Source organism: Blautia sp. OM07-19 (assembly GCF_003481595.1).
In the GTDB taxonomy this organism is placed as follows: domain Bacteria; phylum Bacillota; class Clostridia; order Lachnospirales; family Lachnospiraceae; genus Blautia_A; species Blautia_A intestinihominis.
In genome coordinates this window covers 47,711-70,450 of sequence record NZ_QULA01000012.1, presented here as the reverse complement: position 1 = coordinate 70,450, position 22,740 = coordinate 47,711, and the positions used below count along the sequence as shown (strand labels likewise).

At 46.4% G+C, this 22,740-nt stretch carries 25 protein-coding genes; 15 read left to right on the top strand and 10 right to left on the bottom strand.

Features of this window, described 5'->3' with window-relative positions:
* Positions 1 to 262: 262 nt before the first annotated feature.
* The 13 genes from DXC01_RS10145 to DXC01_RS10085 all read left to right on the top strand — a co-directional run bounded on the left by DXC01_RS10145 (position 263) and on the right by DXC01_RS10085 (position 14,253).
* A complete protein-coding gene (locus DXC01_RS10145; protein ID WP_005333524.1) occupies positions 263 to 640 on the top strand; it encodes a hypothetical protein in 378 nt (125 codons plus the stop codon).
* Positions 641 to 658: 18 nt separating this feature from the next.
* Entirely contained in the window at positions 659 to 1,369 is a 711-nt protein-coding gene (locus DXC01_RS10140; protein WP_005333522.1) for a hypothetical protein, read from the top strand.
* A 15-nt stretch (positions 1,370 to 1,384) separates the two neighbouring features.
* Positions 1,385 to 2,293 carry a hypothetical protein gene (locus tag DXC01_RS10135; RefSeq protein WP_005333520.1) on the top strand — a complete coding sequence of 303 codons (909 nt, stop codon included), beginning with the start codon at positions 1,385 to 1,387 and terminating at the stop codon, positions 2,291 to 2,293.
* A gap of 1 nt (position 2,294) precedes the next feature.
* Positions 2,295 to 3,986 carry a lysozyme family protein gene (locus DXC01_RS10130; protein ID WP_005333517.1) on the top strand — a complete coding sequence of 564 codons (1,692 nt, stop codon included), beginning with the start codon at positions 2,295 to 2,297 and terminating at the stop codon, positions 3,984 to 3,986.
* Between the two features lie 10 nt (positions 3,987 to 3,996).
* Positions 3,997 to 4,617, top strand: coding sequence for a DUF5038 domain-containing protein (locus DXC01_RS10125; RefSeq protein ID WP_023921583.1), 621 nt, complete (start codon positions 3,997 to 3,999; stop codon positions 4,615 to 4,617).
* On the top strand, positions 4,614 to 7,811 hold the full coding sequence (locus DXC01_RS10120) for a TraG/VirB4 family ATPase (protein WP_023921581.1): 3,198 nt from the start codon (positions 4,614 to 4,616) through the stop codon (positions 7,809 to 7,811). Before DXC01_RS10125 ends, DXC01_RS10120 begins: the two co-directional genes overlap by 4 nt.
* Before the next feature lie 56 nt (positions 7,812 to 7,867).
* Positions 7,868 to 11,137, top strand: coding sequence for a VaFE repeat-containing surface-anchored protein (locus tag DXC01_RS10115; RefSeq protein WP_243111593.1), 3,270 nt, complete (start codon positions 7,868 to 7,870; stop codon positions 11,135 to 11,137).
* A 67-nt stretch (positions 11,138 to 11,204) separates the two neighbouring features.
* A complete protein-coding gene (locus DXC01_RS10110) occupies positions 11,205 to 11,567 on the top strand; it encodes a hypothetical protein (RefSeq protein ID WP_040015509.1) in 363 nt (120 codons plus the stop codon).
* A complete protein-coding gene (locus tag DXC01_RS10105; protein WP_005333506.1) occupies positions 11,557 to 11,814 on the top strand; it encodes a hypothetical protein in 258 nt (85 codons plus the stop codon). Before DXC01_RS10110 ends, DXC01_RS10105 begins: the two co-directional genes overlap by 11 nt.
* Before the next feature lie 251 nt (positions 11,815 to 12,065).
* Positions 12,066 to 12,485, top strand: a complete 420-nt coding sequence (locus DXC01_RS10100; protein WP_005333505.1) for a DUF3268 family zinc-finger domain-containing protein — start codon at positions 12,066 to 12,068, stop codon at positions 12,483 to 12,485.
* 13 nt (positions 12,486 to 12,498) lie between these two features.
* Entirely contained in the window at positions 12,499 to 13,086 is a 588-nt protein-coding gene (locus tag DXC01_RS10095; RefSeq protein ID WP_005333504.1) for a sigma-70 family RNA polymerase sigma factor, read from the top strand.
* Between the two features lie 20 nt (positions 13,087 to 13,106).
* Entirely contained in the window at positions 13,107 to 13,793 is a 687-nt protein-coding gene (locus tag DXC01_RS10090) for a cell division protein (RefSeq protein WP_117718925.1), read from the top strand.
* Positions 13,794 to 13,806: 13 nt separating this feature from the next.
* Positions 13,807 to 14,253, top strand: a complete 447-nt coding sequence (locus DXC01_RS10085) for a hypothetical protein (protein WP_005333500.1) — start codon at positions 13,807 to 13,809, stop codon at positions 14,251 to 14,253.
* A 188-nt stretch (positions 14,254 to 14,441) separates the two neighbouring features.
* Here DXC01_RS10085 and DXC01_RS10080 read toward each other — a convergent pair whose 3' ends face one another.
* The 10 genes from DXC01_RS10080 to DXC01_RS10035 all read right to left on the bottom strand — a co-directional run bounded on the left by DXC01_RS10080 (position 14,442) and on the right by DXC01_RS10035 (position 20,787).
* Positions 14,442 to 14,774, bottom strand: coding sequence for a DUF5301 domain-containing protein (locus tag DXC01_RS10080; RefSeq protein WP_005333498.1), 333 nt, complete (start codon positions 14,772 to 14,774; stop codon positions 14,442 to 14,444).
* Positions 14,731 to 15,567: an EcsC family protein gene (locus DXC01_RS10075; protein WP_005333496.1), complete on the bottom strand. Its 837-nt coding sequence runs from the start codon at positions 15,565 to 15,567 to the stop codon at positions 14,731 to 14,733. The genes DXC01_RS10080 and DXC01_RS10075 overlap by 44 nt, the downstream gene beginning before the upstream one ends.
* Before the next feature lies 1 nt (position 15,568).
* Positions 15,569 to 15,928, bottom strand: coding sequence for a YccF domain-containing protein (locus DXC01_RS10070; RefSeq protein ID WP_005333494.1), 360 nt, complete (start codon positions 15,926 to 15,928; stop codon positions 15,569 to 15,571).
* 3 nt (positions 15,929 to 15,931) lie between these two features.
* On the bottom strand, positions 15,932 to 16,366 hold the full coding sequence (locus DXC01_RS10065; RefSeq protein ID WP_005333491.1) for a hypothetical protein: 435 nt from the start codon (positions 16,364 to 16,366) through the stop codon (positions 15,932 to 15,934).
* 229 nt (positions 16,367 to 16,595) lie between these two features.
* Positions 16,596 to 16,928 carry a hypothetical protein gene (locus DXC01_RS10060; RefSeq protein ID WP_005333489.1) on the bottom strand — a complete coding sequence of 111 codons (333 nt, stop codon included), beginning with the start codon at positions 16,926 to 16,928 and terminating at the stop codon, positions 16,596 to 16,598.
* A gap of 3 nt (positions 16,929 to 16,931) precedes the next feature.
* Positions 16,932 to 17,222 carry a hypothetical protein gene (locus tag DXC01_RS10055; RefSeq protein WP_022415108.1) on the bottom strand — a complete coding sequence of 97 codons (291 nt, stop codon included), beginning with the start codon at positions 17,220 to 17,222 and terminating at the stop codon, positions 16,932 to 16,934.
* A 121-nt stretch (positions 17,223 to 17,343) separates the two neighbouring features.
* Entirely contained in the window at positions 17,344 to 18,240 is an 897-nt protein-coding gene (locus DXC01_RS10050; protein ID WP_005333486.1) for a sensor histidine kinase, read from the bottom strand.
* Complete coding sequence (locus tag DXC01_RS10045) at positions 18,241 to 19,092, bottom strand: ABC transporter permease (protein ID WP_005333484.1); 852 nt, start codon at positions 19,090 to 19,092, stop codon at positions 18,241 to 18,243.
* Positions 19,085 to 20,011 (bottom strand): ABC transporter ATP-binding protein, encoded by a 927-nt coding sequence (locus tag DXC01_RS10040; protein ID WP_008373911.1) that lies wholly within the window; start codon positions 20,009 to 20,011, stop codon positions 19,085 to 19,087. The genes DXC01_RS10045 and DXC01_RS10040 overlap by 8 nt, the downstream gene beginning before the upstream one ends.
* A 77-nt stretch (positions 20,012 to 20,088) precedes the next feature.
* Positions 20,089 to 20,787, bottom strand: coding sequence for a response regulator transcription factor (locus DXC01_RS10035; RefSeq protein WP_005333481.1), 699 nt, complete (start codon positions 20,785 to 20,787; stop codon positions 20,089 to 20,091).
* A 325-nt stretch (positions 20,788 to 21,112) separates the two neighbouring features.
* Between DXC01_RS10035 and DXC01_RS10025 the strand changes: the two genes are divergently transcribed.
* Both DXC01_RS10025 and DXC01_RS10020 read left to right on the top strand, forming a co-directional pair.
* Positions 21,113 to 21,814, top strand: a complete 702-nt coding sequence (locus DXC01_RS10025; protein WP_005333477.1) for a single-stranded DNA-binding protein — start codon at positions 21,113 to 21,115, stop codon at positions 21,812 to 21,814.
* A 141-nt stretch (positions 21,815 to 21,955) separates the two neighbouring features.
* The gene (locus tag DXC01_RS10020) at positions 21,956 to 22,732 is read left to right on the top strand and encodes a hypothetical protein (RefSeq protein WP_022415111.1); all 777 of its coding nucleotides are present in this window, start codon (positions 21,956 to 21,958) and stop codon (positions 22,730 to 22,732) included.
* Positions 22,733 to 22,740: the final 8 nt, after the last annotated feature.

Here is a 22,740-nt window from a genome sequence, read left to right as displayed (position 1 = left end):
AGCGGTAATTTACCCATGTTAAAATTGATATTGTCAAAATTATATGCAGAACGAAACGCAGCACTGCCGTATGGGAAGCCTCTCCTGCGGCAAATAAGCTGCGTTTTTTCTGTAAGATAGGAGGATCTTTACAATTTCATACTTTGATTTAGGACGCAGCCTGCATTGACCGGGCTGCGTCCTTTCTTGAGGCAGGAAAACCATAAGCAAAGGCAGGGGAGGTAATTCTCCTGCCGCTCTTATAAAAAGGAGGTACTTTTACGTGAAACACAAACTGAAAAACGCTCCGCCGGACACAAAACGGCATGTCAATTATGGCAGATGCCTGTATGCTGCATTTCTGGCTGTCACAGTCCTCTGCGGATACACACAGCCGGTTTTTGCCGCTACCATCTGGACCAAAGCCAATGAGATCATGAAGGATGTCTATAACCAGATTATCCTCATTTCCACCATTGCTGCAGTCGTAACGGCATCGGTTGCCCTTCTGATGATGAATTTTTCCAAAAGCGGAAAAACCGTGGACGAATCACGTGCATGGCTCAAGCGTATCGTCATTACCTGGGCGATCTTAAACGGGCTTGGCTTTATCATGGCTTACATCACCCCGTTCTTTGCAGGCGGAAAATGGAACGGATAGACGAAAGGAGATGCCACTATGGGAATACTTGACGGAATCGTGGAATGGATTGCCGAACAGGTCATGAACATTCTGGATCTGATCACCACTTCAGTCCTCGGTGCTCTGGGCTGTTCCATGGATACGTTTCTTCGCTACTTTCCTGCTGCCGAGACCATGTATCAGGTCTTTCTGGCACTGGGCATCGGGCTGATCCTCTTAAACTGGGTATGGCAGCTCTTTAAAAATTACTTTATGGGAGCCGGTATCGAAGCGGAAGATCCCATTAAGCTGTCCATCCGTTCCTTCCTCTTTATCTTTCTCACCTTCTATGCGAAAGATATTGTGGATCTGCTCCTGAAGATTTCAGGAACACCGTACAACTGGATTCTGACGGAAGACCTGCCGCCTTTAAAATTTGCGGATTTTAACTCCGTAGTCACAGTCATCCTGGGAGTCTGTGCAAATGGGGCGGTAGCCATCATTGCACTGATTCTGGTACTGATTCTGGCGTGGAACTACATCAAACTGCTCTTTGAAGCGGCAGAACGCTATATTCTTCTGGGGGTACTGGTCTACACAGCCCCGGCAGCTTTTTCCATGGGTGCCAGCCAGTCAACCGGAAATATCTTCAAAAGCTGGTGCCGGATGCTTGGCGGCCAGTTCTTTTTGCTTCTGATGAATGCGTGGTGCCTGCGGCTGTTTACTTCTATGGTCGGCACCTTCCTTGCCAATCCGTTATCCCTATAAGAAAGGAGGACCAAAATGAAACTTAGAAAGAAACTCATACCATTCCTGGTACTAACTGCCTGTCTGGTACTGTTTTGCTCCATGCCGGTCTTTGCAGCGGAGCTTACGGAAGCAGACGTGGAAGCGGCAGTTGCCAGTCAGGGAAAGGAAGCGGTAACCGGAAATGTCTTCGTCTGGTTCCTGTGTGCCATTGCCTTTTTAAAGGTATCCCAGAAAATTGATTCTTTTCTGGCATCGCTTGGCATCAATGTCGGCAATACCGGAGGAAACATGATGGCTGAACTTCTGATTGCAGGACGGAGCCTGACCGGTTCCATGCGTTCCCATGGTGGTGGCGGCTACCACAAAGCCTCTTCTCCCGGAAGTGCGGCTGTCGCAGGAAGCTTCCTATCCGGCGGGCTTGCCGGGGCAGTGGGAAGACAGGTACAAAGAGAAGCGGTCAATTCCGCAACCGGTTATACCGAACACAGCAGTATCGGAAACATGCTCTACCAGTCATCCCTGAACAAAGGCGGAGACTTTGCCAATCAGGTCATCAGCAACATTGCACAGGGAAATTACGGTCAGGTAGGTTCCATCAAGGGAGCAGACGCACAGAAAGCCTTTACTTCCTATATGGGCATCAATCCGGGCGGCGGTTCTTCCTATGATAATGTAGAAATCGGTGGCGGAAGGATCACCGGTACCGAAACCGGAAGCTCCGGAAACCGGGATTTTGCCCTGTACCATGCCGACCAGTATGCAGCTCCTACTCAGGGCTCCTACTCTACGGTACAGTCCGTGGATGGTTCCACCTGGTACAAGCAGTATGCACAGGATACGGTCGAAAAAACACCATATACTTCCGGCAGCGGCAAAGTAGCCTACAATGAATCCATTGTCCAGAAACTGCCGCCAGCCCCACAGCGAAAGGAGCGTATGTAACATGCCAAAAACAGCCTTGATGGGCAGTCCTCTTGCTGTCATCGGTACAGTATTCCGGCACAGGCGCACCCTTGCGAAAACTGGAGCAGCCGTCGGCGGTGTACTGATGCTTCCCATTCTGTTCCTTGTCATGCTTCCGGGACTCGTCTTCGGAGACCTCTCTGAAAATACCGGAGCACTGACCAGCAACACGGTAATCAGTGAAAATATCCGGGCTTCCAATCAGGCAATCGTGGAGGTGCTTCAGGAAAGCCATGATGCACTGCTTGCTAAGATCAATGCGGAAATTGCCAGACTCCCGGAAGGAGATACTGCCTCTATCAGCGATCCTTACGCTTCCAGTATCATCGTAAATGCGAACCAGCTCATCGCACAGTTTTGTGCCAGCCAGGATGACTATAAAAATATAAATATCAGCAAACTCAAAAGCCTGATCCGGGAAAACGAGGACGGGCTTTTTTCTTATGACGTTACTTCAGAAACGGCCACGGTGGAAGTTCCGGCGGAAGAGGAAAATGCACCACCCAGAAAGGTTACTTTTACCCGCCATACCTACACGGTCAGCTATGCCGGAGATGCCTACTTTGCAGATCACGTCTTTCATCTGACCGATAAGCAGAAAAAAACGGCAGACAGTTATGTGGAAAACCTGACCATGTTCTTTGGCGGCTCCGCTTCCGGTCTTGCCATGGCGGTAGGTGTCAGCGATGAGGTGCTGGCTTACCGGGCTACCATCCAGCAGGTCGCACAGAAATACGGCATGGAAGCTTATGTGGAACTCCTCATGGCAGTCATGATGCAGGAAAGCGGCGGGCGTGGAAGCGATCCCATGCAGGCGGCAGAAGGCGGCTTTAATAAGAAATACCCCCATGTCCCCAACGGCATCACCGATCCTGCTTATTCCATCGAATGTGGGATTCAGGAATTAAAGTATGCACTGGATAAAGCAGGATGTACCGGACCTACCGACCTGGACCGCATCAAGCTGGCGCTTCAGGGTTACAATTACGGCTCCGGCTATATCGACTGGGCAATGGAACGTGACGGCGGTTATACCAAAGAAAACGCCATTGCTTATTCGGATATGATGTGTGCCCGTCCGAACTGGCATTATGACCGGTATGGGGACAAGGAATATGTGGAGCATGTTCTCCGGTATTATCAGATTACCAATACCGGCGGAAGCTATCCGGCAAACGGAATGCAGATTCCGCACTATCTCCAGACCGATTACGGGAACATTCCTTATGGCGGCGGCTCCATCGCATCTTCCGGCTGCGGGCCTACCAGCTTTGCCATGATCGCCAGCTACCTGACCGGGAATACCATTACCCCTCCGGATGCGGTGGCATGGTGCGGGAATTCCTATTACAAGCCGGGAGTTGGAACCTACTGGAGCTACTTTCAGGCTGCAGCCAGTCATTTCGGCTGTGGCAGCGTCACACAGACCAGCAATGCCAATACGGTACTTCAGGCACTCTCCGAAGGCTGTCCGGTCATCTCCTCTCAGCGGGCAGGACTTTTCACCAGCGGCGGACACTTCATCGTACTCCGAGGTGTTACGGCAAACGGCAAGGTACTGGTCAATGATCCCAATGACAGTGACGCAAAGAACTATATTAACCGTGAATTTGATATGATGTCGGAAATCCATGCTACGGCAAATGCCTACTGGATCTTCGACAAAAAATAAAGGAGCCATTATGAACAGAACAAAAGTGATTCTTTCCATTTTTCTGATGCTGTTTCTGCTGCTTGCCGGACTGGTTCTCCCCAGTTTCTGGAAAAGCCAGAAAAAAGAAGCTTCCGGAAACAAAGGCAGGGAACCGGCAAAGGAAACAACAGAAACAAATTCTGATACCCCCATGCCGGAATATCTGGATTTTGATGCTTTAAAAGCATTTTTCTCCGACAGCCAGATTGCTTCTCTCAAAGGGCAGTTTCCTGTCTACCTAAAAGAGTATGTCAAAAAAGAACAGACAAGCATCACCTTCCTGCCGGAAAAAACCAGCTACCCTACCGAAACAACCGTCTGCCTGATGTTTTCACTTTCCGATCAGGATACGCTTCCGGTTACCTACCACACCCCGACGGGTGTGTTTTTATTTGGAGAAGACGGGGTACAGGTCTCTGCAGATACGACTGTTTACGAAAAGCAAACCGATGATTCCCTGCCGTCCCTGACTTCGCAGGACATTGAACACCTGCAGGAAGGCGGGTATCCGGATACTTCTGACAGCCCGGAAGCTCCGGACACAGAATCCGGCAGTGCCTCTGTGCCTTCCGAAGATGCGAAAGATACGAAAAAGGAGGTGCAGCCATGACACAGCCAGAAGAAACACCGGTTTCCTTTATCCCTTCCAACTTCATTGAGAAAGGCAAGATCCTAAACGGAACTTTTGACATCCGCAATGCCATAGAAAGCATTGTTCTTTCCCTGGCAATCGGTATCCCTGTTTTCCACCTGCCGCTGTCCCTGACTGCCCGCATCATCATTCTCTGCATGACCGCACTTCCAGCGGCAATGGTAGCCCTGATTGGAATCGGCGGGGAGAGCATCACTGCCTTTTTGATGAATGCCCTGCGTTTTGTAGTGAACCGCAGGGTAATCTGGAGGTCCGACAGTCTTCCGGAAGGAAAGCCACGCAGGAAACCACGTTTCAAAGAGCCAAAGACAAAGAAACACCGGAAAGCAGAAAAAATGGCAGAGCCTTCCAAAGTAATGGCATCGGCTCCCCCACAGTCTGAACCGGACGCACCAGCTCCGCCAAAAAGTAAAAAAAAAGAACACCGGCAGTTTGATACCTCCACCAAGCGGGGCATCAAAAAACAGGCAAAGGAAGATATCCGTTATCTGAAGTGGGAGCAGAAAGAAGCCAGCCGACAGAAAAAAGAGGCGGCGAAACAGATAAAAATACAGAAAAAAACGGAAGCCCGGAGACGAAAGGAGGAAGAAAAACGGGCAGTTTCCGAAAAGCGGGCTGCAAAAAAAGAGCAGAAAAAAAAGGTGGTTTCCAAGGAGGACACCTCATCTGCCACGTCAAAACCCGTTTCCCGGAAAAAGCGAAAGAAAGACCAGACCTTGGAGGATTATCTTCCGGTGGAAAAAATCGCAAACGGAATCGTCTATACCACAGACGGACGGTACGTGAAGATCCTGGAGATTGAACCAATCAACTTTCTGCTTCGAAGTGCCAGGGAACAGCAGGGCATTATCTACAGCTTTATCAGTTACTTAAAGATCAGCCCTGTCAAACTCCAGATCAAGATGATCTCCAAAAAAGCAGACATCAATAAGCATCTGGAGCAGTCCCAGCTGGAGCTGGAGCGGGAAACCGATCCCCACTGTCAGGAACTGCAGCGTGACTACATCCAGTTTGTCCAGAACTTAAGTTCCAGAGAAGCAGTATCCAGACGGTTCTTTCTGATCTTTGAATATGAACCATTCAACGCAAACCGAAAGGAAGAGGAACGGGAAATCCTTGCTGCTCTTGAGACAGCCTCCCAGACCGCCAAAACCTTTCTATACCAGTGCGGGAATGAAGTGGTCTCCCATGACAATGAGGATGAATTTACTACGGATGTTCTCTACACCCTTTTAAACCGTACCCTTTGTACGGAGGTTCCGCTTTCGAACCGGATCAGCACTGTACTGTCCGCCTATACAAAGGAAAATCGCATGGAGGAACTGGATCACATCCGGATCAACGAGTTTCTCGCACCGGAAAGTGTGGATTTCAAGCACTCCCATTATGTGCAGATCAATGGGCTTTACCATTCCTACCTGCTTGTGCCGTCTGACGGCTACAAAAACCGGGTAACTCCCGGATGGCTGTCACTCCTTGTCAATGCCGGGGAAGGGATTGATATTGATTTCTTTCTCCAGAAACAGCCAAAGGACAAGATTCAGCAGCGTCTCGGTCAGCAGATCCGTATCAACCGTTCCAAATTAAAGGATGCGTCCGATACCAACACTGATTATGACGATCTGGATTCTGCCATCCGCTCCGGATATTTTCTGAAGCAGGGACTTGCCAACAACGAAGATTTCTATTACATGAATCTTCTCATCACCATTACTGCTTCCACGTTGGAAGAACTGCAGTGGCGGATTCAGGAAATGAAAAAGCTCCTGATCTCGCAGGATATGAACTTACACTCCTGCTACTTTTTACAGGAGCAGGGATTTTTATCCTCTCTGCCGCTGGCAAATCTGGACAAGAAGCTTTTTAAGCTGTCCAAGCGGAACGTACTGACTTCCGGGGCGGCAAGCTGCTATCCCTTCGTCAGCTACAGTATCTGCGATGATAACGGAATCCTCTTTGGGGTAAACAAGCATAACAATTCCCTGGTCATTGCGGATATCTTTGATTCCAGGCAGTACAAGAACAGCAACATCTGTATCTTAGGCTGTTCGGGAGCAGGAAAGACCTTCACCATGCAGACCATGGCACTAAGGATGCGAAGAAAAGGCATCCAGGTGTTCATCATCGCTCCGCTAAAGGGACACGAATTTTACCGGGCTGCAAGGAATGTCGGCGGAGAATTTATCCAGATCTCTCCTGCCAGTAAGAACTGTATCAACATCATGGAAATCCGGAAGGTAGACAATTCTGTAAATGAACTGCTGGACGGACCGACACTGGATGCCTCCGCACTGGCAGGCAAGATCCAAAGGCTTCACATCTTCTTCAGTCTGCTGATCCCGGATATGTCCCATGAGGAGAAGCAGCTTCTGGATGAAGCCCTAATCAAAACCTATGCCAGAAAAGGGATTACACATAAAAATGAATCCCTGACAGATCCGCAGCATCCGGAGCAGTACAAAAAGATGCCCATTCTGGAGGATGTCTACAATGTCCTGCTGGAAAGCGAGGATACCAAACGTCTGGCTCATATCCTGAACCGCCTGGTTCACGGTTCTGCTTCTTCCTTTAACCAGCAGACCAATGTGGACCTGACCAATAAATATACGGTACTGGATATCTCCGAACTGACCGGTTCCAGCGATCTTTTAACGGTCGGCATGTTCGTTGCCCTGGATTATGTCTGGGATAAAGCGAAGGAAAACCGTACCGAAGAGAAAGCCATCTTTGTCGATGAGGTCTGGCAACTCATCGGTGCATCCAGCAACCGGCTTGCAGCGGAATTCGTACTGGAGATTGCCAAGATCATCCGTGCTTACTCCGGAGCCGGCATCTTTGCCACACAGGATTTAAACGACTTCTTTGCTCTGGATGACGGGAAGTACGGCAAGGGTATCATCAATAACTGCAAGACCAAGATTATCCTGAACATGGAGGATGAAGAGGCACAGCGGGTGAAGACTATCCTGCATCTATCGGAAACAGAAGTAATGAACATCACCCATTTCCAGCGGGGCAACGGTCTGATCTCAACCAACAACAATAACATCACTGTGGAATTTAAGGCTTCCAATCTGGAAAAGGAGCTGATTACCACAGATCGGCAGGAGCTTCTGGAAATCCTTGCGAAACAGAAGAAACAGGCTGTGTAACTTTTGGCAGCACTGACGCTGCCCTTTTCATTTGAACTTCAAGAAGGAGGAGACTTATGTTACAGACATACAAATCCTATACCAGACGGACGCTGGCTATGCTGCTGGCAGTCCTTGTCGCAGTCGGCGCATTGTTTTCCGGCAGTTTTCCGGTTCATGCAGCCGACGGCACCATCAGCTATAAGGCAGGTGCCAATATCCCTTACGGCAGCTATTTTACCTCCCGCATGAGCTTTGACGGGAGCAATACTGCCTACTGCGTGGAACCACTGAAGAAAACACCTTCCTCTGGTTCCTATTCCTATGACCTTTTAAGCCAGAACTCCCCGCTCAGAAAAGCGCTCTACTACTTAAACGGCGGTTACGGCTACGATAAAGTCGTCAAGGATAAATATTTCAGTGGCTGGAGTGATGATAACAGCTATGTCATCGGACATCTGGTTGTCGCTTACATCTATGCCGGTAATTCCGCTGACACCGGAGCTTTCCATGGCGCCCCGCAGTCCTATATTGATAAAGCACTGGAAGTAGCCAGTGCCATTCAGGGACTTCCGAACCCGCCGGAAGGCTTCCGGGCATTCATCGTTCCGGGACAGGGCAGCCAGACCATTGCCGGAAGCTGGTATCAGGTTCCAAACGGCTGGATCGAACTGAAAAAATCTTCTGCCAACGGAAGCGTATCGGACGGGAATCCGAATTACAGCTTAAAGGGTGCTGTGTATGGGATCTATCAGGGTGAGAAGCTCATCCAGAAACTGACCACCGATGAAAACGGGTATGCTAGATCCGGCGAACTGGAGGAAGGCGACTACACTGTAAAAGAACTCTCTGCTTCCAAAGGCTATATTGTGGATACTTCCTCTCATAAAGTTACGGTAAAAGCAGAACAGACTTCTGCTGCAAAGGTAACTGAGATCCCGCAGAATAATCCCATGGATCTGGTGCTTGAAAAGCTGGATGCCGAAACAAAGAAAGCCTCCCCACAGGGAGCAGCTTCCCTTGCAGACGCAGAATTTACAGTCAAGTTCTATACCGAGCAGTCTGACAGTGATCCTGCGGAAGCTGGAAAGAAACCGGCACGTACCTGGGTATTAAAAACAGATGTTTCCGGAAAGATGCATTTTACCAAAGATTCCTTTGTAAGCGGCGATGCCTTTTACTATACCAGTGATGGCAAGACCGTCTGTCTTCCGCTCGGTACCATAACTGTACAGGAAAGCAAAGCCCCTGCCGGATACCAGCTCAATCCAACTGTCTTCGTACAGAAAATTACAGGTGACGGTAAGCAGGAAATGGTTTCGGTATACCAGTCTTCTACCATAGAAGAATCTGTCATCCGTGGCGGAGTGAAGATCCAGAAACGTGACAGCGAGACCGGAGAAGCAAAACCGCAGGGTTCTGCCACTTTGGAAGGTACTGTCTTTGCGATCACTACGTTAAATGAAAATCCGGTATTAGTAGACGGAACATCCTACACGAAAGATCAGGTTGTCCTTACACTTACTGCCGATAAATCCGGTTCTGCTGCAACTGCAAAAGATGCTCTCCCATTCGGACATTACCGTGTGGATGAAACAACTGCACCTTCCGGTTATCTGAACAGCGGAAAGATCTCTGTAGAATTTGACATCACAGAACAGGGAAAAATCGTGGAACTGACTGCAAAAGACAATTCCATCTCCAATCAGGTCATCCGCGGGGATCTGGAATTTGTCAAGATTGCTGACGGCAGCCAGAACCGTCTGGCAAATGTGCCATTTAAGATCACTTCCAAAACAACAGGCGAAAGCCATGTGATTGTGACAGATGCCAACGGTTATGCCAGCACTTCCTCCAAATGGAACAAACATACCGCAAATACCAACCGGGGTGAGTCTTCGGAAGACGGCATCTGGTTCGGCACCTCCAAACCGGATGATTCCAAAGGCGCTCTCATTTACGATACTTACACTCTGGCGGAACAGCGTTGTGATTCCAACAAAGGCATGGATCTTTTAACCTTTGAAGTCAAGGTTTATAAGGATTCTGTTCTGATACAGGTTGGAACTCTGACCGATGATGCCATTGAGATCGGCACGACTGCTCTGGATGCCGAGACCGGTACACACATGAGCCAGCCGGCAAAAGAAGTGACCATTGAAGACGTTGTGGAATACGAAGGACTGAAAAAGGGCCAGAAATACAAACTGACTGGAACCTTAATGGATAAAAAAACCGGGGAACCAATCCTTGTGGATGAAAAACCGGTGATTTCTGAAACTGAATTTACTGCAAAGAAATCCTCCGGCTCCGTCAAAGTAACCTTTACCTTTGATGCAACTTCCTTAAAGGGAAAAACAACCGTTGTCTTCGAGGAATTATATCAGGATGAGATGCAGCTTGCAGTCCATACCGACATCAACGATGAAGACCAGACCATCTATTTCCCGGAAATCAAGACTACTGCGAAAGATGCGGACACGAACTCCAATATTTCCTGTGCAAAGGAAGAAATCACGCTGGTGGATACGGTTTCCTTTAAGGGGCTGGTTCCTAACCAGAAATATGAAGTGACTGGAACTCTGATAGATAAAGAAACAAAGAAACCAGTCGAAGCAGACGGAAAACCGGTGACAGCAAAAGCATCCTTCAAGCCAAAAGAATCCGCTGGTACGGTAGATGTTACCTTTACCTTTGATGCCAGCTCCTTAAAAGGGAAAACGGTAGTTGTCTTTGAATCCCTGGCTTACAAAGACAAGGAAGTTGCCGTACACGCAGACATTGCAGATGAAGGACAGACTATTTACTTCCCGGAAATCAAAACCACAGCCAAAGACGGCAGTGACGGGGATCAGGATGTCTCTGCTTCCAAGGAAGCGACTATCGTAGATACGGTCACTTATCATGGTCTGATGCCTGGATCTGAGTACAAAGTCATCGGAACCCTGATGAATAAGGAAACCGGAGAGGCTTTGTTAAAAGACGGAAAACCAGTTACCGCTCAGGCAGAATTTAAAGCAGAAAAAGCTGGCGGCTCTGTGGAAGTTACCTTTACCTTCGACGCTTCTGCTCTTGCCGGACAGGATGTGGTTGTCTTTGAAAAGCTCTACTATACAGACGGAAAAACCGAGCATGAGATTGCTTCCCATGAGGATCTGAAGGATGAAGGTCAGACCGTACACATGACGGAGCTTCCGAAAGAACCGGAGACGCCTCCGGTAGCTCCGCCTGTAAAGACCGGCGATGAGACGCCGCTTCTCCTGTATGCCGGAATCGCCATAGCTGCACTTGCAGGTGCAAGTGTCCTGGGCATCGTTTACTTCAAACGCAAAAAGAAACATCAGTAACTCATAACGAAGACTCCTGCAGGCAGCTCCCACATGGAACTGCCTGCTTCTTTAGTAGGTGATGAATATGAAACACCCCCACTGCAAGACAGATGCCAAGCACATCCGTCATTTTCTGAACCTCTGTGAAGGGAACTGGCACTCCTGTATCTACGTCTGGTGCCGCACTTGTAACGCACAGGAAAGCTGTGAGAACTCTGGCTTTTTATTCCATCCGGATGAAACGGGAAGCCCCTGCATCCTCCCTCTTTCAGATGCAGCGCTTTTGTTTCCCCGGATACCGGAGCCAACCGAATGTACCGGAAGCATGAGCATTGCTGCTTTTACAGAGCTTTATCTGCCCTATCTGGCCGCTCAGAAGCTGCCTTTAAAGCCATGTCCCATTCCGGCACTGCTCCGGCTTCAGGAGAACCAGCAATATGACTGGTAACAAAAAGTTGCACTTTCAGGCTCTTATACGTACAGGATATGTAAAGAAAGGAGGCACTGCCTATGTTAAACGTAATTTCAATCATCCAATGTATCGATCAGGTCTTTACGAACCTGATATTTATTCCCATGATTTTTGTCCTGTATGTGAAATTCCGTCCGAAAAAGCCATGGACCAGAAGGCGCAGGAACACTTACCTGCTCTGTCTGGTACTGATCAGCTTATTCCTGCTACGGATTTTCTGTGAGAAGTTCATCTTTACACCGGTTAATTATCCACGTTTCACAGACAGCGGCTTATTCCCGCTCATCCGAGCAATTTTCTATCCCGGCATCTGAAAAATGGGGATTCGTGCCATTTAGTCCGAATCTGGGATCAGTATCCGCTTGCGTCCTATGGGAATTCATCACCTGCTTACTTACAATATAAGTATACAGTACGTACTGGTTATTCACGTACACGTTACGTATCGTGTATGTACAAGCGAGGTGAAAACAGATGAAGAAACCAAAAATCATCCGCTGCCCTTACTGCGGCGGAACAGCAATATTAAGAGATGCATCCTTTGTATATGGAACGCATTCTCATGGCGGACAGGTTTATGTCTGCTCCCACTATCCATCCTGCAATTCCTATGTCGGGGTACATCCGGGAACCAAGATACCAAAAGGAACGCTCGCCAACCGGGAGCTTCGTCAAAAGCGGATTCAGGCACATCGAATTTTCGATCAGATCTGGCAACAGGGCATCCTTTCCAAACCGGAAGCATATCGCTGGGTGGCAGATAAGTTCTGTCTGACAGATAAGCAGGCTCACATCGGACAGTTCAGCAACTATATGTGCGACCAGCTCATTCGGGAATCCGCAGATGTTTTAAAGAACAACCATATTCCCTTCCGCCTCCGGGCAGCCAGCTGAAAGGCGGTGATTGATGATGACCTTACCACTAAATAAAAAGCAAAAACAACTGGTGGAAAAATCCATGGATCTGGTTCCGATCATGATTCGTTCCATGACCCGCACCGCTGCCTATGTAACTGAGGAAGAACAACAGGAATTATGTCAGATTGGATATCTGGCTTTGTGCCGGTCGGCTGTCGGATTTGAGGAAGGAAGATCATTCCAGCCTTATGCCAAAACTATCATCCGTCATGCCATCTTTGACTACTGGCGGAAAATTGCCCGTGACCGCTCCATGCTCTGTTCTCTGGACGAAGCATCATCTGAAGATGAACATCTCCATTATCGTGATTTGTTTTCCTACGAGGATACACAAACAACTCACCCGGAAAAGGACACAAACCAGACCTTGCTTCTTGAGCATTTAACCCAGCTTGGCACCGGACAGTCCTCAACTATTCAGAAGGGAATTGTAGCCCTCTATCTGCAACAGCAGGGATATACCAGCTTTGACTTGGCAAAACACTACCAAGTACCAGCCAATCGTGTACGGGCATGGCAGAGCAAAGCACGGAAACTATTACAGCAGGATGATGCACTCTATGCACTTCTGACTTAACCTTGAAGGAGGGAACTTTTATGCTGACACTTTATACTGCTGTCGGAACCTTAAAATTTCAAAAAACGACAGGCGGAAAATCCATTCCTCTTGTAATCAACGATGGACAAGAATATGGACTATCGGATGACGAGCTGCTGCTCTGGAGCTGTCTTGCCTTCCAGATTCTGACGCTCCATGAACTCCAGGATGCCTATACCCTGCGCCAGATACAGAAAGAAGGTCCGAAAGGCTTATCCTTCCAACACTATCTGAACCGACTTTCCTTACGCGGTCTGGTTGTAAGCGGAATTGGACTGACAGGGGTGGATGCCTTATATCGCCTTCTCGGCATTCTGACCATTATTCCCTTGAAGGATACCTTTCCCATCCGGCTCTTTGGCTGCGTTCAGCTTTATCTGGAAGGAACTATTGGTGCAAAAGAGTTTGGCAGATATTTAAAGAAGAAACCCTCTTCACCGATGGAAGATACCATTCTGAAGCTGGCTGATAAGGTATCCCTCACGACCGCTGAGCTTGTCACAAGTATGGAGCAGGAAAAAGTAATCCACAACGAATCGGATATTATGGATGAGTTATACACAGAACCGGAGACAACTTACCAAACACTTGTGGATGATGTCCAGATTCACCATACCCAGTATCCAGTGCTGCAGGCTATTGCTAATTTGTACCTGAATAAACAAATCACATTTCATACATGTTAAAGGAAGGAACCTTATGCCAAAACCATTTTTCACAAAGCTGGTTGCCATCAGTGCAATCGGCTTTTTCTGTGTACTTTTTGGGTGCATCTTCGGGATCGCCACCCATGACCGGCTCTTTATCCTCATGAGCCTCCTCATCGGAATCTGCAGCATCTTGCGTGCACTCAGTTTCTACCACCTGATCCATACACATGCTTATCTGTCACTGGACGTAAGCTGCACGAAACGGGAACAGACACTCTTCGGGAAAAACCAGCAATATTGGTTTGCCAGTGATAACGGAAAGGAATACGCCTTCTCACTGGAAAAGAATATCAAACTCCTAGAGGGACATCGGTATCGGCTGTACTTCCGGAAACCACAGCAGGGAACAGGGCAATCGATGCCATGTGCCGGAGATATTCTCGGATATGAAGAACTCACCGATCAACTGCCGGAACTTCCGGATACATCCGTTTAGATAGAAAATGAGCCGCCCGTACTGCATCACCCCTACAGTTCTGGCGGCTCATTTTATTATAAATAACCTCTCTTATTTCTATCAAACAATAGTGTTTGTATCCGCTTCAATGCCATGAGCATTTGCTCCGGGAATGTCTTAGTTAAACTTGAAAGAATTAGATTTTCATTCTCATTACACAAATATTATTAGATAACCAATTCAGAAATATCAATGCTCGTTTTATAGTTTTGTTTTACTCCGCCAGGAGAAGTAATAAAAATCGTAGCATATTCCCCATTTTCATAAAGGGTAATTTCTTTTATATCTTTTTCTTCATCTTGGTTCGTAGTATCGCAATAAAATTTTATGGTATATTTAGGGTTCATACCTATGCTTTTTTCTGTCTCTTTCCATGATTTTATATTTAAAGCAGAAATAACCTTGTCTATATTATGCTTATCATCATACTTTACCAGCAATTCCTTATTTGCGGCATCATATATCTCTATAACTTTTACACCTTTTACATAATTGTCCATTCTCTGCCTTTTTCCGCCCCGCCAGATACCTGTGCCGGTATTTCAGCTCTGCATACTCTGTGATCCGTTTCATGTAGACTGCATCATAAGCTCCGCCTACAGCACCAACCACCGGAATTCCCTGTAAGAACTTCATATACAGAAGCTCTTTTGACAAAGCTCCCGCCGTTTGTTCGATCTGCTCCTTATCCTGATACTCTTCCGGCAGTATTCCGTTTCTGATAAATTCATTTACTTTCCCGTCAATCTCACAAAGTGTATCCCCATAGGATACTGCTCCCCGGATCAATAATAAGATAAAATATTTTTCTTCCCTGCTTTCATAGCTGTATCCATACTGCAGAGCAGTCTCATAAATATTCTTTAAAATCATCCCTGTAAATACCGGAATATCCGGCAGACCGATTCCCAATACGCCCATCCCGATTCCAGACACACCGGATAGCAGTAAATTCTTTGTTCCCGTATCTCTTGCCTTTTTAGAAAAAGAGCGGAGGGATTTGGAATTCTGCTTTACATCCGCCATATACTGCCGCACCTGATAATCCTGCTCCAGTTTTGTCCGCTGATACGTCTTTTCAATAACCCCGGTTCCTTTCTCGAAAATCAGAGCAAATGCCTTCGCAAAAGCGGTATCCAATGTTTTCTGAAGTTTCGGCGGTATCTTTTCCTCCAGTTTCTGATTCAGAATGCTCTCCCTTTTCTCTGAACGCTTCTGAAGGAATCTCTGCTCCTGTACTTCCAGCTTTTCCCACTCCTTCTGAAGCGGTGTCCTTTTATCAAATAATCGCATCTTAATACACCTCCGCACCAAACGGCATCAATGCCAGTTTCGCCAGTTTAAACTGCTGTAAACCAAACGGGATTCCGATAATCGTCACACATAAAGCTGTACCCAACGCCAGATGCTCCAGTGCAAGAGGCAGACCGGATACAATCAGCCAGATGATATTCAAAAGGAACGAACCAGCTCCGCCACCATACTGCACCTCTTTTCCAAAGGGGAAAAAACTAAGCGCCGCAAATTTAAAACACTGCATCCCCACCGGAATCCCCACAACGGTAATACACCAGAGACAACCTGCCAGACACCAGCTCAGCCCACTGACTGCGCCGCCAAACACAAACCACAACACATTTCCCAGGCATCCCATATGCTACACCTCCCCATTCATCCGATTTTTCACATCAGCAAGTATCTTTTCTATCCGGTTGATGGCATCATCCACCTGTTCTCTTGCATCTGCAATCTTGCTCTGCACCATATAATCTGCCACCAGCCCGTCCAGAAAGAAATCCGCAAAGGAAAGGAAGCTGCCGATTTCCATGCGCAGATCCAAGGAAACCTGCACATCTCTTAATTCTCTCTGAAAACGCTGAATATCGCTTTTCGCCTGTTCCATCAACGCAGCTGCGTCATTCATTTTAGAATGCTTCACAAAGTCACTGATAAAGCCTCCTCCAAGCATATCAAAAATGCCCCAGTTTCTCGCACTTCCCAACTTATCCCTTGCTGCGTAAAGGCTCTGAAGCGCCCGCTCCCCTGCCTGTACTGCTTCCTGCATTTCCCGTTTCATCATTTCGTTACTCATCGTTTATCCTCTCTTTCTTTTTAGCAGACTATTGCGGCAGATTTTCTATATTTCATAATAAAAAAAGACTCCTATCATGACCTCTGCCACAATAAAAGTCTTGCTATCTCATTTGCTACGGGTATCTCTCGATACCGGTTGTCGGTTACAAAACCACCTCTTTCAAGGCGTTCAGCTACTCCCTTTTTTGCTTGAGATGAATATAACATATTGGAAATAATTTGTCAAATCATGCATTTTTCTTTTCCAACCGTTCCGCTTCTCTGGCAAATACATGCGAGATATCAAACAGTTCCGGTACATCTGATATGGTACACACATTCACACAATAATTGAGCCATGGAAATTCTTTTGTCATCTGATAAATAACTGCCATGGCTTTTGCTTCTGACATTGCTTCCACCGAATGATATCCCGATCCCTGAATATGCTCAAATCCGTTTGCTTCAAAAAAGTCCCTTACATCCGCATATGCATTATGCCAGTCACCTTTCGGATAATATTCCTTTAGTGCTTGTGTATTCAGGTCAAAATTGATGCCTTTCCTCTGTAAGCTGTCCATCTGTTAGTTCCTTATAAAGTCTGTAATCAGGTTCTCCTTTTCTGTTCCGTTATACCAGAAACACTCTAACAAATTCTCTGCAATTCCTACGGAGTTTTTCAACTGAAAGATTGCTGCCCAGAATCTTCCATAGTCCTGCTTGCGTCCCCGGTCAAGATAAATCCTGCTTCCAAGGGCTTTGACTGCACAGCTTAAATCCTCCTGCTCAAAAATCTGATCTGCCTGTTCACACATCTGATTTACCGTTTCCGGAGCGAGCTTGCTTGTATCAAATTTAAGTTCTACTTTATACATTATACTCATCCTTTCATACAACAAATGACTGAGTGACTCTTCTCTTTCTACTGTAATTCTACCATGAAACCTATATAAAGTCATTCCCCATTTTCACTTGCTTTAATATAAATTTTTCCTTTTATTTTGGAAACACAATCTCCACACAGAACTCATTCCCTTCTATCCGGGCGCTGATTTTCCCATCCATACGAAGTACCAGCTCTTTCGCAATTGATAAGCCGAGACCGCTGGAAGTCTTACTGCGTGCTTCATCCGCTTTATAAAACCGTTCAAACACCTGATCTACATTTATTTTTTCCACATGACATACTTGATTTTTTATCTGTATCCGGATGTTGTTTTCAACTTCTTCCAGTGAAATACTGATTTTCTTCTCCCCGTGATCCAGTCCGTTTTTTATGATATTCTGAAAAATTCTCTGGATTCCCTGTTCATTTCCGTTCATAAACAGCAGTTTATCTGTAATCTGTATCTCCGGTTCAATTCCTCTGCCCGTCCATTCATCGTAGTAGGAAAATATGGTATCTTTCAAAATCTTGTTGATACAGCAGGATGACATTTCCAGATGAAAAGAATCGTTTTTAAGTTTTGTAAAAGTAAATAATTCTTCCAGCATTTCTTTCAGGCTGCCGATTCTCTCCTGTATGATCTTCATATACCGTCTCTGCTCTTCCTGGTCTTCACAGGTTTCCATTAACTGAAAATATCCGTCAAGGGATGTCAAAGGAGTACGGATATCATGTGAGAGATTTGTATATGTATCCGAAATCATCTCCTCTTTCTTCAAGTATTCCTTCTTTTCCCTTCGCTTCAGTTCCAGCCATTCGTTTAAAACATCTGCCAACTCACCAATGCCTCCAAAATCCATTTCTCTGGTAATCAGCATGTTGCTGTCGTGCTTCATCAGAAACGACAACTGGCGGCAGATGTCTTTCACCTGCCGCTGGTATTTCCAAAATAACATTCCTTGTACCAGTATCACTGCTATCAATAGCACGAACCCTAGTTTTATCATTTAGATATCTCTCTTTCTGAATACCCATGCTGTCAGTAATGTAACCACGATTCCGAACGCCGCCGCAATCACAACTGCCGTCAGGCATTCCTTATTGGTCGGTGACATGGATAAAAGTGCAATCTTTCCTGTCACTGTATATTTCAAAATCTGGAAATTCTCCACACCTGCCTTCTGGATCAAATGATTGATCACTCCGTATAAGACAATCATGGTATTCATGCACAGGCAGATAACAATCGTCATGCTGAACACGTTGCTGTTCAAAACCACCGCAATCGCCATACTGATTAGTACCAGTGCATAATGAAGCAAAATCTGAATACCAAAGTATCTCAGCAACTCGCTTCCATTCCCCCACTCCAGATATCCGAAGTACATCTGCTGTGCAATAATCTGAATGATGAAATAAAGCAGCATGGTAACAGTCGTATACACAAACAACACGGAAGCTTTGGAAAAGATCAGGTTTCTCCGGCTCCTTACCTGCCCGCCGATATTTTTAATATAACCGCTTCCTATATCTGCACTGGAAAACAGCACTGTAAAAATCACCAGAAACAACGCCACAAACTTCGCCTGCAGGTTTGCATATACCTGATCAAAGACCGTTACTTTTTCTCCCGGCTGTGTCGGCAGGAATACGGACATTCCCATATTGATGGTTTCTGGTTTCACTGTTTCTGCAATGTTTTCTGTCTGCTGTTGTTCCGCTTCCTTGTTCATCGTATCAATATCCAGTTTCGACATGGATGTGGAGAAGAATATAGCTGCCGCCATCACAATCCATACCACATACATACTTTTTGTCCGGACCATCCGGTACAGATCCATTTTTATCATATTAAGCATTTTGATTCCCTCCTGTCAGATTCAAGAAATAGGTTTCCAGTTCTTCACTGGTAATGGAAATTCCATTGACCAAAATTCCTGCTTTTGCCAGTTCCATATTGACATTGGCGCTTTCATTCAATCGTTCAAATATATGGATATGGCTCTTATCTGTAACCTGATAGTTGGTAAATCCCATTCTGTCCAGAATCGGGACTGCCTGCTCCGGATGGATTAACTCTATTTCAATCCGTTCACTGCAGCGTTTCATCAGTTCTTCGCTTGTCAGCTCCTGCAGAAGACTTCCATTATGGATAATTCCATAATCCGTTGCAATCTTAGATAATTCCTCTAAAATATGACTGGATATCAAAATCGTCATATTCCGTTCATCTCGCAGTCTCTGTATGGTATCACGCACCTCTGCAATTCCCTGGGGATCAAGCCCATTGATCGGTTCATCAAGGACCAGGAGATCCGGCTCCCCGACCAGTGCCAGCCCGATTCCGAGACGCTGCTTCATTCCAAGGGAAAAATGTTTCGTTTTTTTCTTTCCGACACCTTCCAGTCCGACCGTCTCTAAGATATCTTCGATGTATCCCTTTTTCCGAATACCAAACAATTCACATTTTATTTTCAGGTTTGTATATGCATTCATGTTGCCATACAGCCCCGGTGCTTCAATCAGACACCCCACACGAGAACGAATCCTCTCCAGTTCTTTTCCTTTACACCCGAACATCTCAATCTCTCCGGCTGTCGGTCTTGCAAGTCCACTGATCATCTTCAGGCAAGTCGTCTTTCCCGCACCGTTCCGTCCGATAAATCCATAGATAGCACCCTTTTTTATGTGAAGGTTTACTTTATCCACTGCCTTATGATGACCATACTGCTTCGTCAATCCATTTGTACTTAATAACAATTCACTCAATGCTTTCATCTCCTTTTCTTATCTGCTGTTATCATATCGGATAAATCCTAATCAAACGCAAATAAATAGTAAAAAAAGAGTAAAGATTAAGAATGCAGACGGTAGCCGATTCCCCATACGGTATCAATATATTCCTCCTGCGTTACTGCTTTTATCTTTTTCCGGATATTGCTGATATGTACATCCAGTGTCTTTGTCTCTCCCATATAGTGTTCATCCCACGCATATTCAAAAATCTCTTCTTTGCTGAAGACCTGTTTCGGATGCTCCAGTAAAAGCTCCAGAATTGCAAATTCCTGCTTTGTAATTTTGGGAAGCAGCACTCCGGCAATCCGGACTTCAAAGCGCTCACGGTCCAGTTCCAGGTTTTTATATGACACGCTTTTATGTTCCGGCTCCTGCTGCATATGGCGGAGCTGAACCTGAATCCGGGCAAGCACCTCCTGTATCTCAAACGGTTTTGTAATGTAATCATCTGCCCCACTGGTAAGAAGCCCGATTTTTTCATCCAATCCGTCTTTGGCTGTCAGGACAATAACCGGCGTATTGCCCTGTTTCCGAATCTGGGCAAGCACCTCTTCTCCTGAAATTCCCGGAAGCATCAGATCCAATAGAATCAAAGAAAAGCCCGCCTTATCCATCTGGAACAGCATCCTCGCTTCCGTCCCGGAAAAAGCCTGTACCGTCTCATACCCTGCTTTCTGTAATGCCGTATATAAAAGATTATTGATATCCGTATCGTCTTCTACAATCAGAATTCTGTTTTTCTGCTCCATTTTTCTCATCCTTCCATTTTCCGATTTAAACAATATTATATTGCACTTTTATAACTATGTCCAAAATTCTTTTGATATTATCCTTCCACCTCGTCTACATATGCTATATATAGTTCTAATTTTTTTGACATATGCTATATCTTGTGTTAATATAATCTTGTATTTAAGTTTTTGTGCTGTCCCGTCATGGGAGTCTGGACCATTCATCCAGAAGCATATGCAGTTTAAGTTTGGAAAATCGTGTCATTATACTGCCGTTTTATACGGTGCTATAATGGCACTTTTTTTATTTTAATCTATTTTAACGCCCAAAGAGGCAGAAAGGAGAATTTTTATGTCAGCAATTTTAACAATTTTAGGGAGGGCCACAAGAGATCCTGAGATGCAGCAAGGAAAAAATTCCGGTACGGAATATGTTTCTCTGGACATTGCAGTTTCACAGCGAGGCCAGGATGGAAAGGAAGAAACCATTTACTATCAGTGCTATTTTAACAAGTTCCTTGCAGAACGCTTAGCAAAAGCAGGCGTAAAGAAAGGAACCGGGCTGATGATCTATGGTGATCTGGAGCTTCATCCGTTCATTTATCAGAAAGGAAAGAATGCGGGGCAGGCAAATGCCGGTCCGAGGATCAATGTCAAGGACTGGCACTTTGTACCATCCAACCGTTCTGACAGCAATACCGGACATCCGGGTGCAAACCAGAACAGCCAGCCGAATGGTGGTGCGGCAACGCCCGGTGCAGCCGGCAATGGCAGCTACCCAATGCAGGGAAATCCCAATGGCAGCTACCAGAATCAGGCAATGCCTGGCGGCTATCCACAGCAGGGAATGGCTCCTGCTAACGGTGCCTACACGCCTCCTGCAAATGGCGGACAGTATCAGGCTCCGCCAAACGGAACCGGTCAGCCACAGAGCAGCTACCCGCCGCAGGGCAGTTATACCGGAATGCCAAATTACGGAGGTATGCCGGGCAGTCAGCCAACTGACGGCTTTCAAAATGTGCCGGAACAGATGGCATCCCAGTTGCCCTATTAACTCTCAAGGAACCCTATGTTGAGGAATTGCATTTATCATCTTTGTGATGATGCAGTTCCTCTTTTTCATGTCCGGAAGCGGCGATTTCCCATCCAGCTTCCGGGCTTGTCTAAGAATCATGAATCAGAAAGGAATCAGCTCATGAAAAAATCAAATCGAAAAAAATTCTTACAGTTTGTCGTGCTTGTACTGTTTCTTGCAGCACTTTTCGTACCACAGGATGCCAACCGGCTTCTGATTGCAGGCATTGCCCTGATCGGTATCGGAGTCACGCTGTTCAGTTATCTTCTCCCGCTTTTCACGGAACGCCTGAAAAACAGGGAGCATAAGCTACGAAAACGCCCAGAAAGAACTCGTCATCTGGAAGGAACACCTGATCTGGAAACCATTCTCTGGAGACAGATCAAATTCCAGATTACCGGAAAGCTCAAGGAAGCCTTCCCGGATGCCACATGGGATTTTGTGAAAGAACCACCGCTCTCCCAGATACTGGATGGGGAACCATTACGGATTCGCACACGGAATACCGGAAGTTATAATTTTGCGGAAATTCTCATGGATGCCCGTGGCAGTCTGACGCTTCAGATGATGACCATTGAATCCTTACATAAAAAGGAACCGTCAGAAGGAAATCCGGATTCCAGACCAGCCGTTAATCCCAAATCATGGTATTCCCTGATTGGGAAACCGCTACTGATGGAATTGGTCGGTGACTTACAGGCAAGGGGCTATGAAAAGCTGTTTATCAACGAGCAGGGAGATGTCTATATTCTGAACGGCACTGAACCGGAAGTCCGGGGAAAGCTGGAACATTTCCCGCCCAAAGATTACTGGGGCGAATTGACGGAGATTTTTACTGAAGATGAATTGACCACAGAAGAGACCGAGCAGGCACTGGAACTGTCCTGGATCTCATAAGAAGGAGG

Coding starts and splice junctions, on each gene's coding strand:
- DXC01_RS10140 (WP_005333522.1), top strand. CDS start 659: ATGGGAATACTTGACGGAATCGTGGAATGGATTGCCGAACAGGTCATG.
- DXC01_RS10135 (WP_005333520.1), top strand. CDS start 1,385: ATGAAACTTAGAAAGAAACTCATACCATTCCTGGTACTAACTGCCTGT.
- DXC01_RS10130 (WP_005333517.1), top strand. CDS start 2,295: ATGCCAAAAACAGCCTTGATGGGCAGTCCTCTTGCTGTCATCGGTACA.
- DXC01_RS10125 (WP_023921583.1), top strand. CDS start 3,997: ATGAACAGAACAAAAGTGATTCTTTCCATTTTTCTGATGCTGTTTCTG.
- DXC01_RS10120 (WP_023921581.1), top strand. CDS start 4,614: ATGACACAGCCAGAAGAAACACCGGTTTCCTTTATCCCTTCCAACTTC.
- DXC01_RS10115 (WP_243111593.1), top strand. CDS start 7,868: ATGTTACAGACATACAAATCCTATACCAGACGGACGCTGGCTATGCTG.
- DXC01_RS10110 (WP_040015509.1), top strand. CDS start 11,205: ATGAAACACCCCCACTGCAAGACAGATGCCAAGCACATCCGTCATTTT.
- DXC01_RS10105 (WP_005333506.1), top strand. CDS start 11,557: ATGACTGGTAACAAAAAGTTGCACTTTCAGGCTCTTATACGTACAGGA.
- DXC01_RS10100 (WP_005333505.1), top strand. CDS start 12,066: ATGAAGAAACCAAAAATCATCCGCTGCCCTTACTGCGGCGGAACAGCA.
- DXC01_RS10095 (WP_005333504.1), top strand. CDS start 12,499: ATGATGACCTTACCACTAAATAAAAAGCAAAAACAACTGGTGGAAAAA.
- DXC01_RS10090 (WP_117718925.1), top strand. CDS start 13,107: ATGCTGACACTTTATACTGCTGTCGGAACCTTAAAATTTCAAAAAACG.
- DXC01_RS10085 (WP_005333500.1), top strand. CDS start 13,807: ATGCCAAAACCATTTTTCACAAAGCTGGTTGCCATCAGTGCAATCGGC.
- DXC01_RS10080 (WP_005333498.1), bottom strand. CDS start 14,774: ATGGACAATTATGTAAAAGGTGTAAAAGTTATAGAGATATATGATGCC.
- DXC01_RS10075 (WP_005333496.1), bottom strand. CDS start 15,567: ATGCGATTATTTGATAAAAGGACACCGCTTCAGAAGGAGTGGGAAAAG.
- DXC01_RS10070 (WP_005333494.1), bottom strand. CDS start 15,928: ATGGGATGCCTGGGAAATGTGTTGTGGTTTGTGTTTGGCGGCGCAGTC.
- DXC01_RS10065 (WP_005333491.1), bottom strand. CDS start 16,366: ATGAGTAACGAAATGATGAAACGGGAAATGCAGGAAGCAGTACAGGCA.
- DXC01_RS10060 (WP_005333489.1), bottom strand. CDS start 16,928: ATGGACAGCTTACAGAGGAAAGGCATCAATTTTGACCTGAATACACAA.
- DXC01_RS10055 (WP_022415108.1), bottom strand. CDS start 17,222: ATGTATAAAGTAGAACTTAAATTTGATACAAGCAAGCTCGCTCCGGAA.
- DXC01_RS10050 (WP_005333486.1), bottom strand. CDS start 18,240: ATGATAAAACTAGGGTTCGTGCTATTGATAGCAGTGATACTGGTACAA.
- DXC01_RS10045 (WP_005333484.1), bottom strand. CDS start 19,092: ATGCTTAATATGATAAAAATGGATCTGTACCGGATGGTCCGGACAAAA.
- DXC01_RS10040 (WP_008373911.1), bottom strand. CDS start 20,011: ATGAAAGCATTGAGTGAATTGTTATTAAGTACAAATGGATTGACGAAG.
- DXC01_RS10035 (WP_005333481.1), bottom strand. CDS start 20,787: ATGAGAAAAATGGAGCAGAAAAACAGAATTCTGATTGTAGAAGACGAT.
- DXC01_RS10025 (WP_005333477.1), top strand. CDS start 21,113: ATGTCAGCAATTTTAACAATTTTAGGGAGGGCCACAAGAGATCCTGAG.
- DXC01_RS10020 (WP_022415111.1), top strand. CDS start 21,956: ATGAAAAAATCAAATCGAAAAAAATTCTTACAGTTTGTCGTGCTTGTA.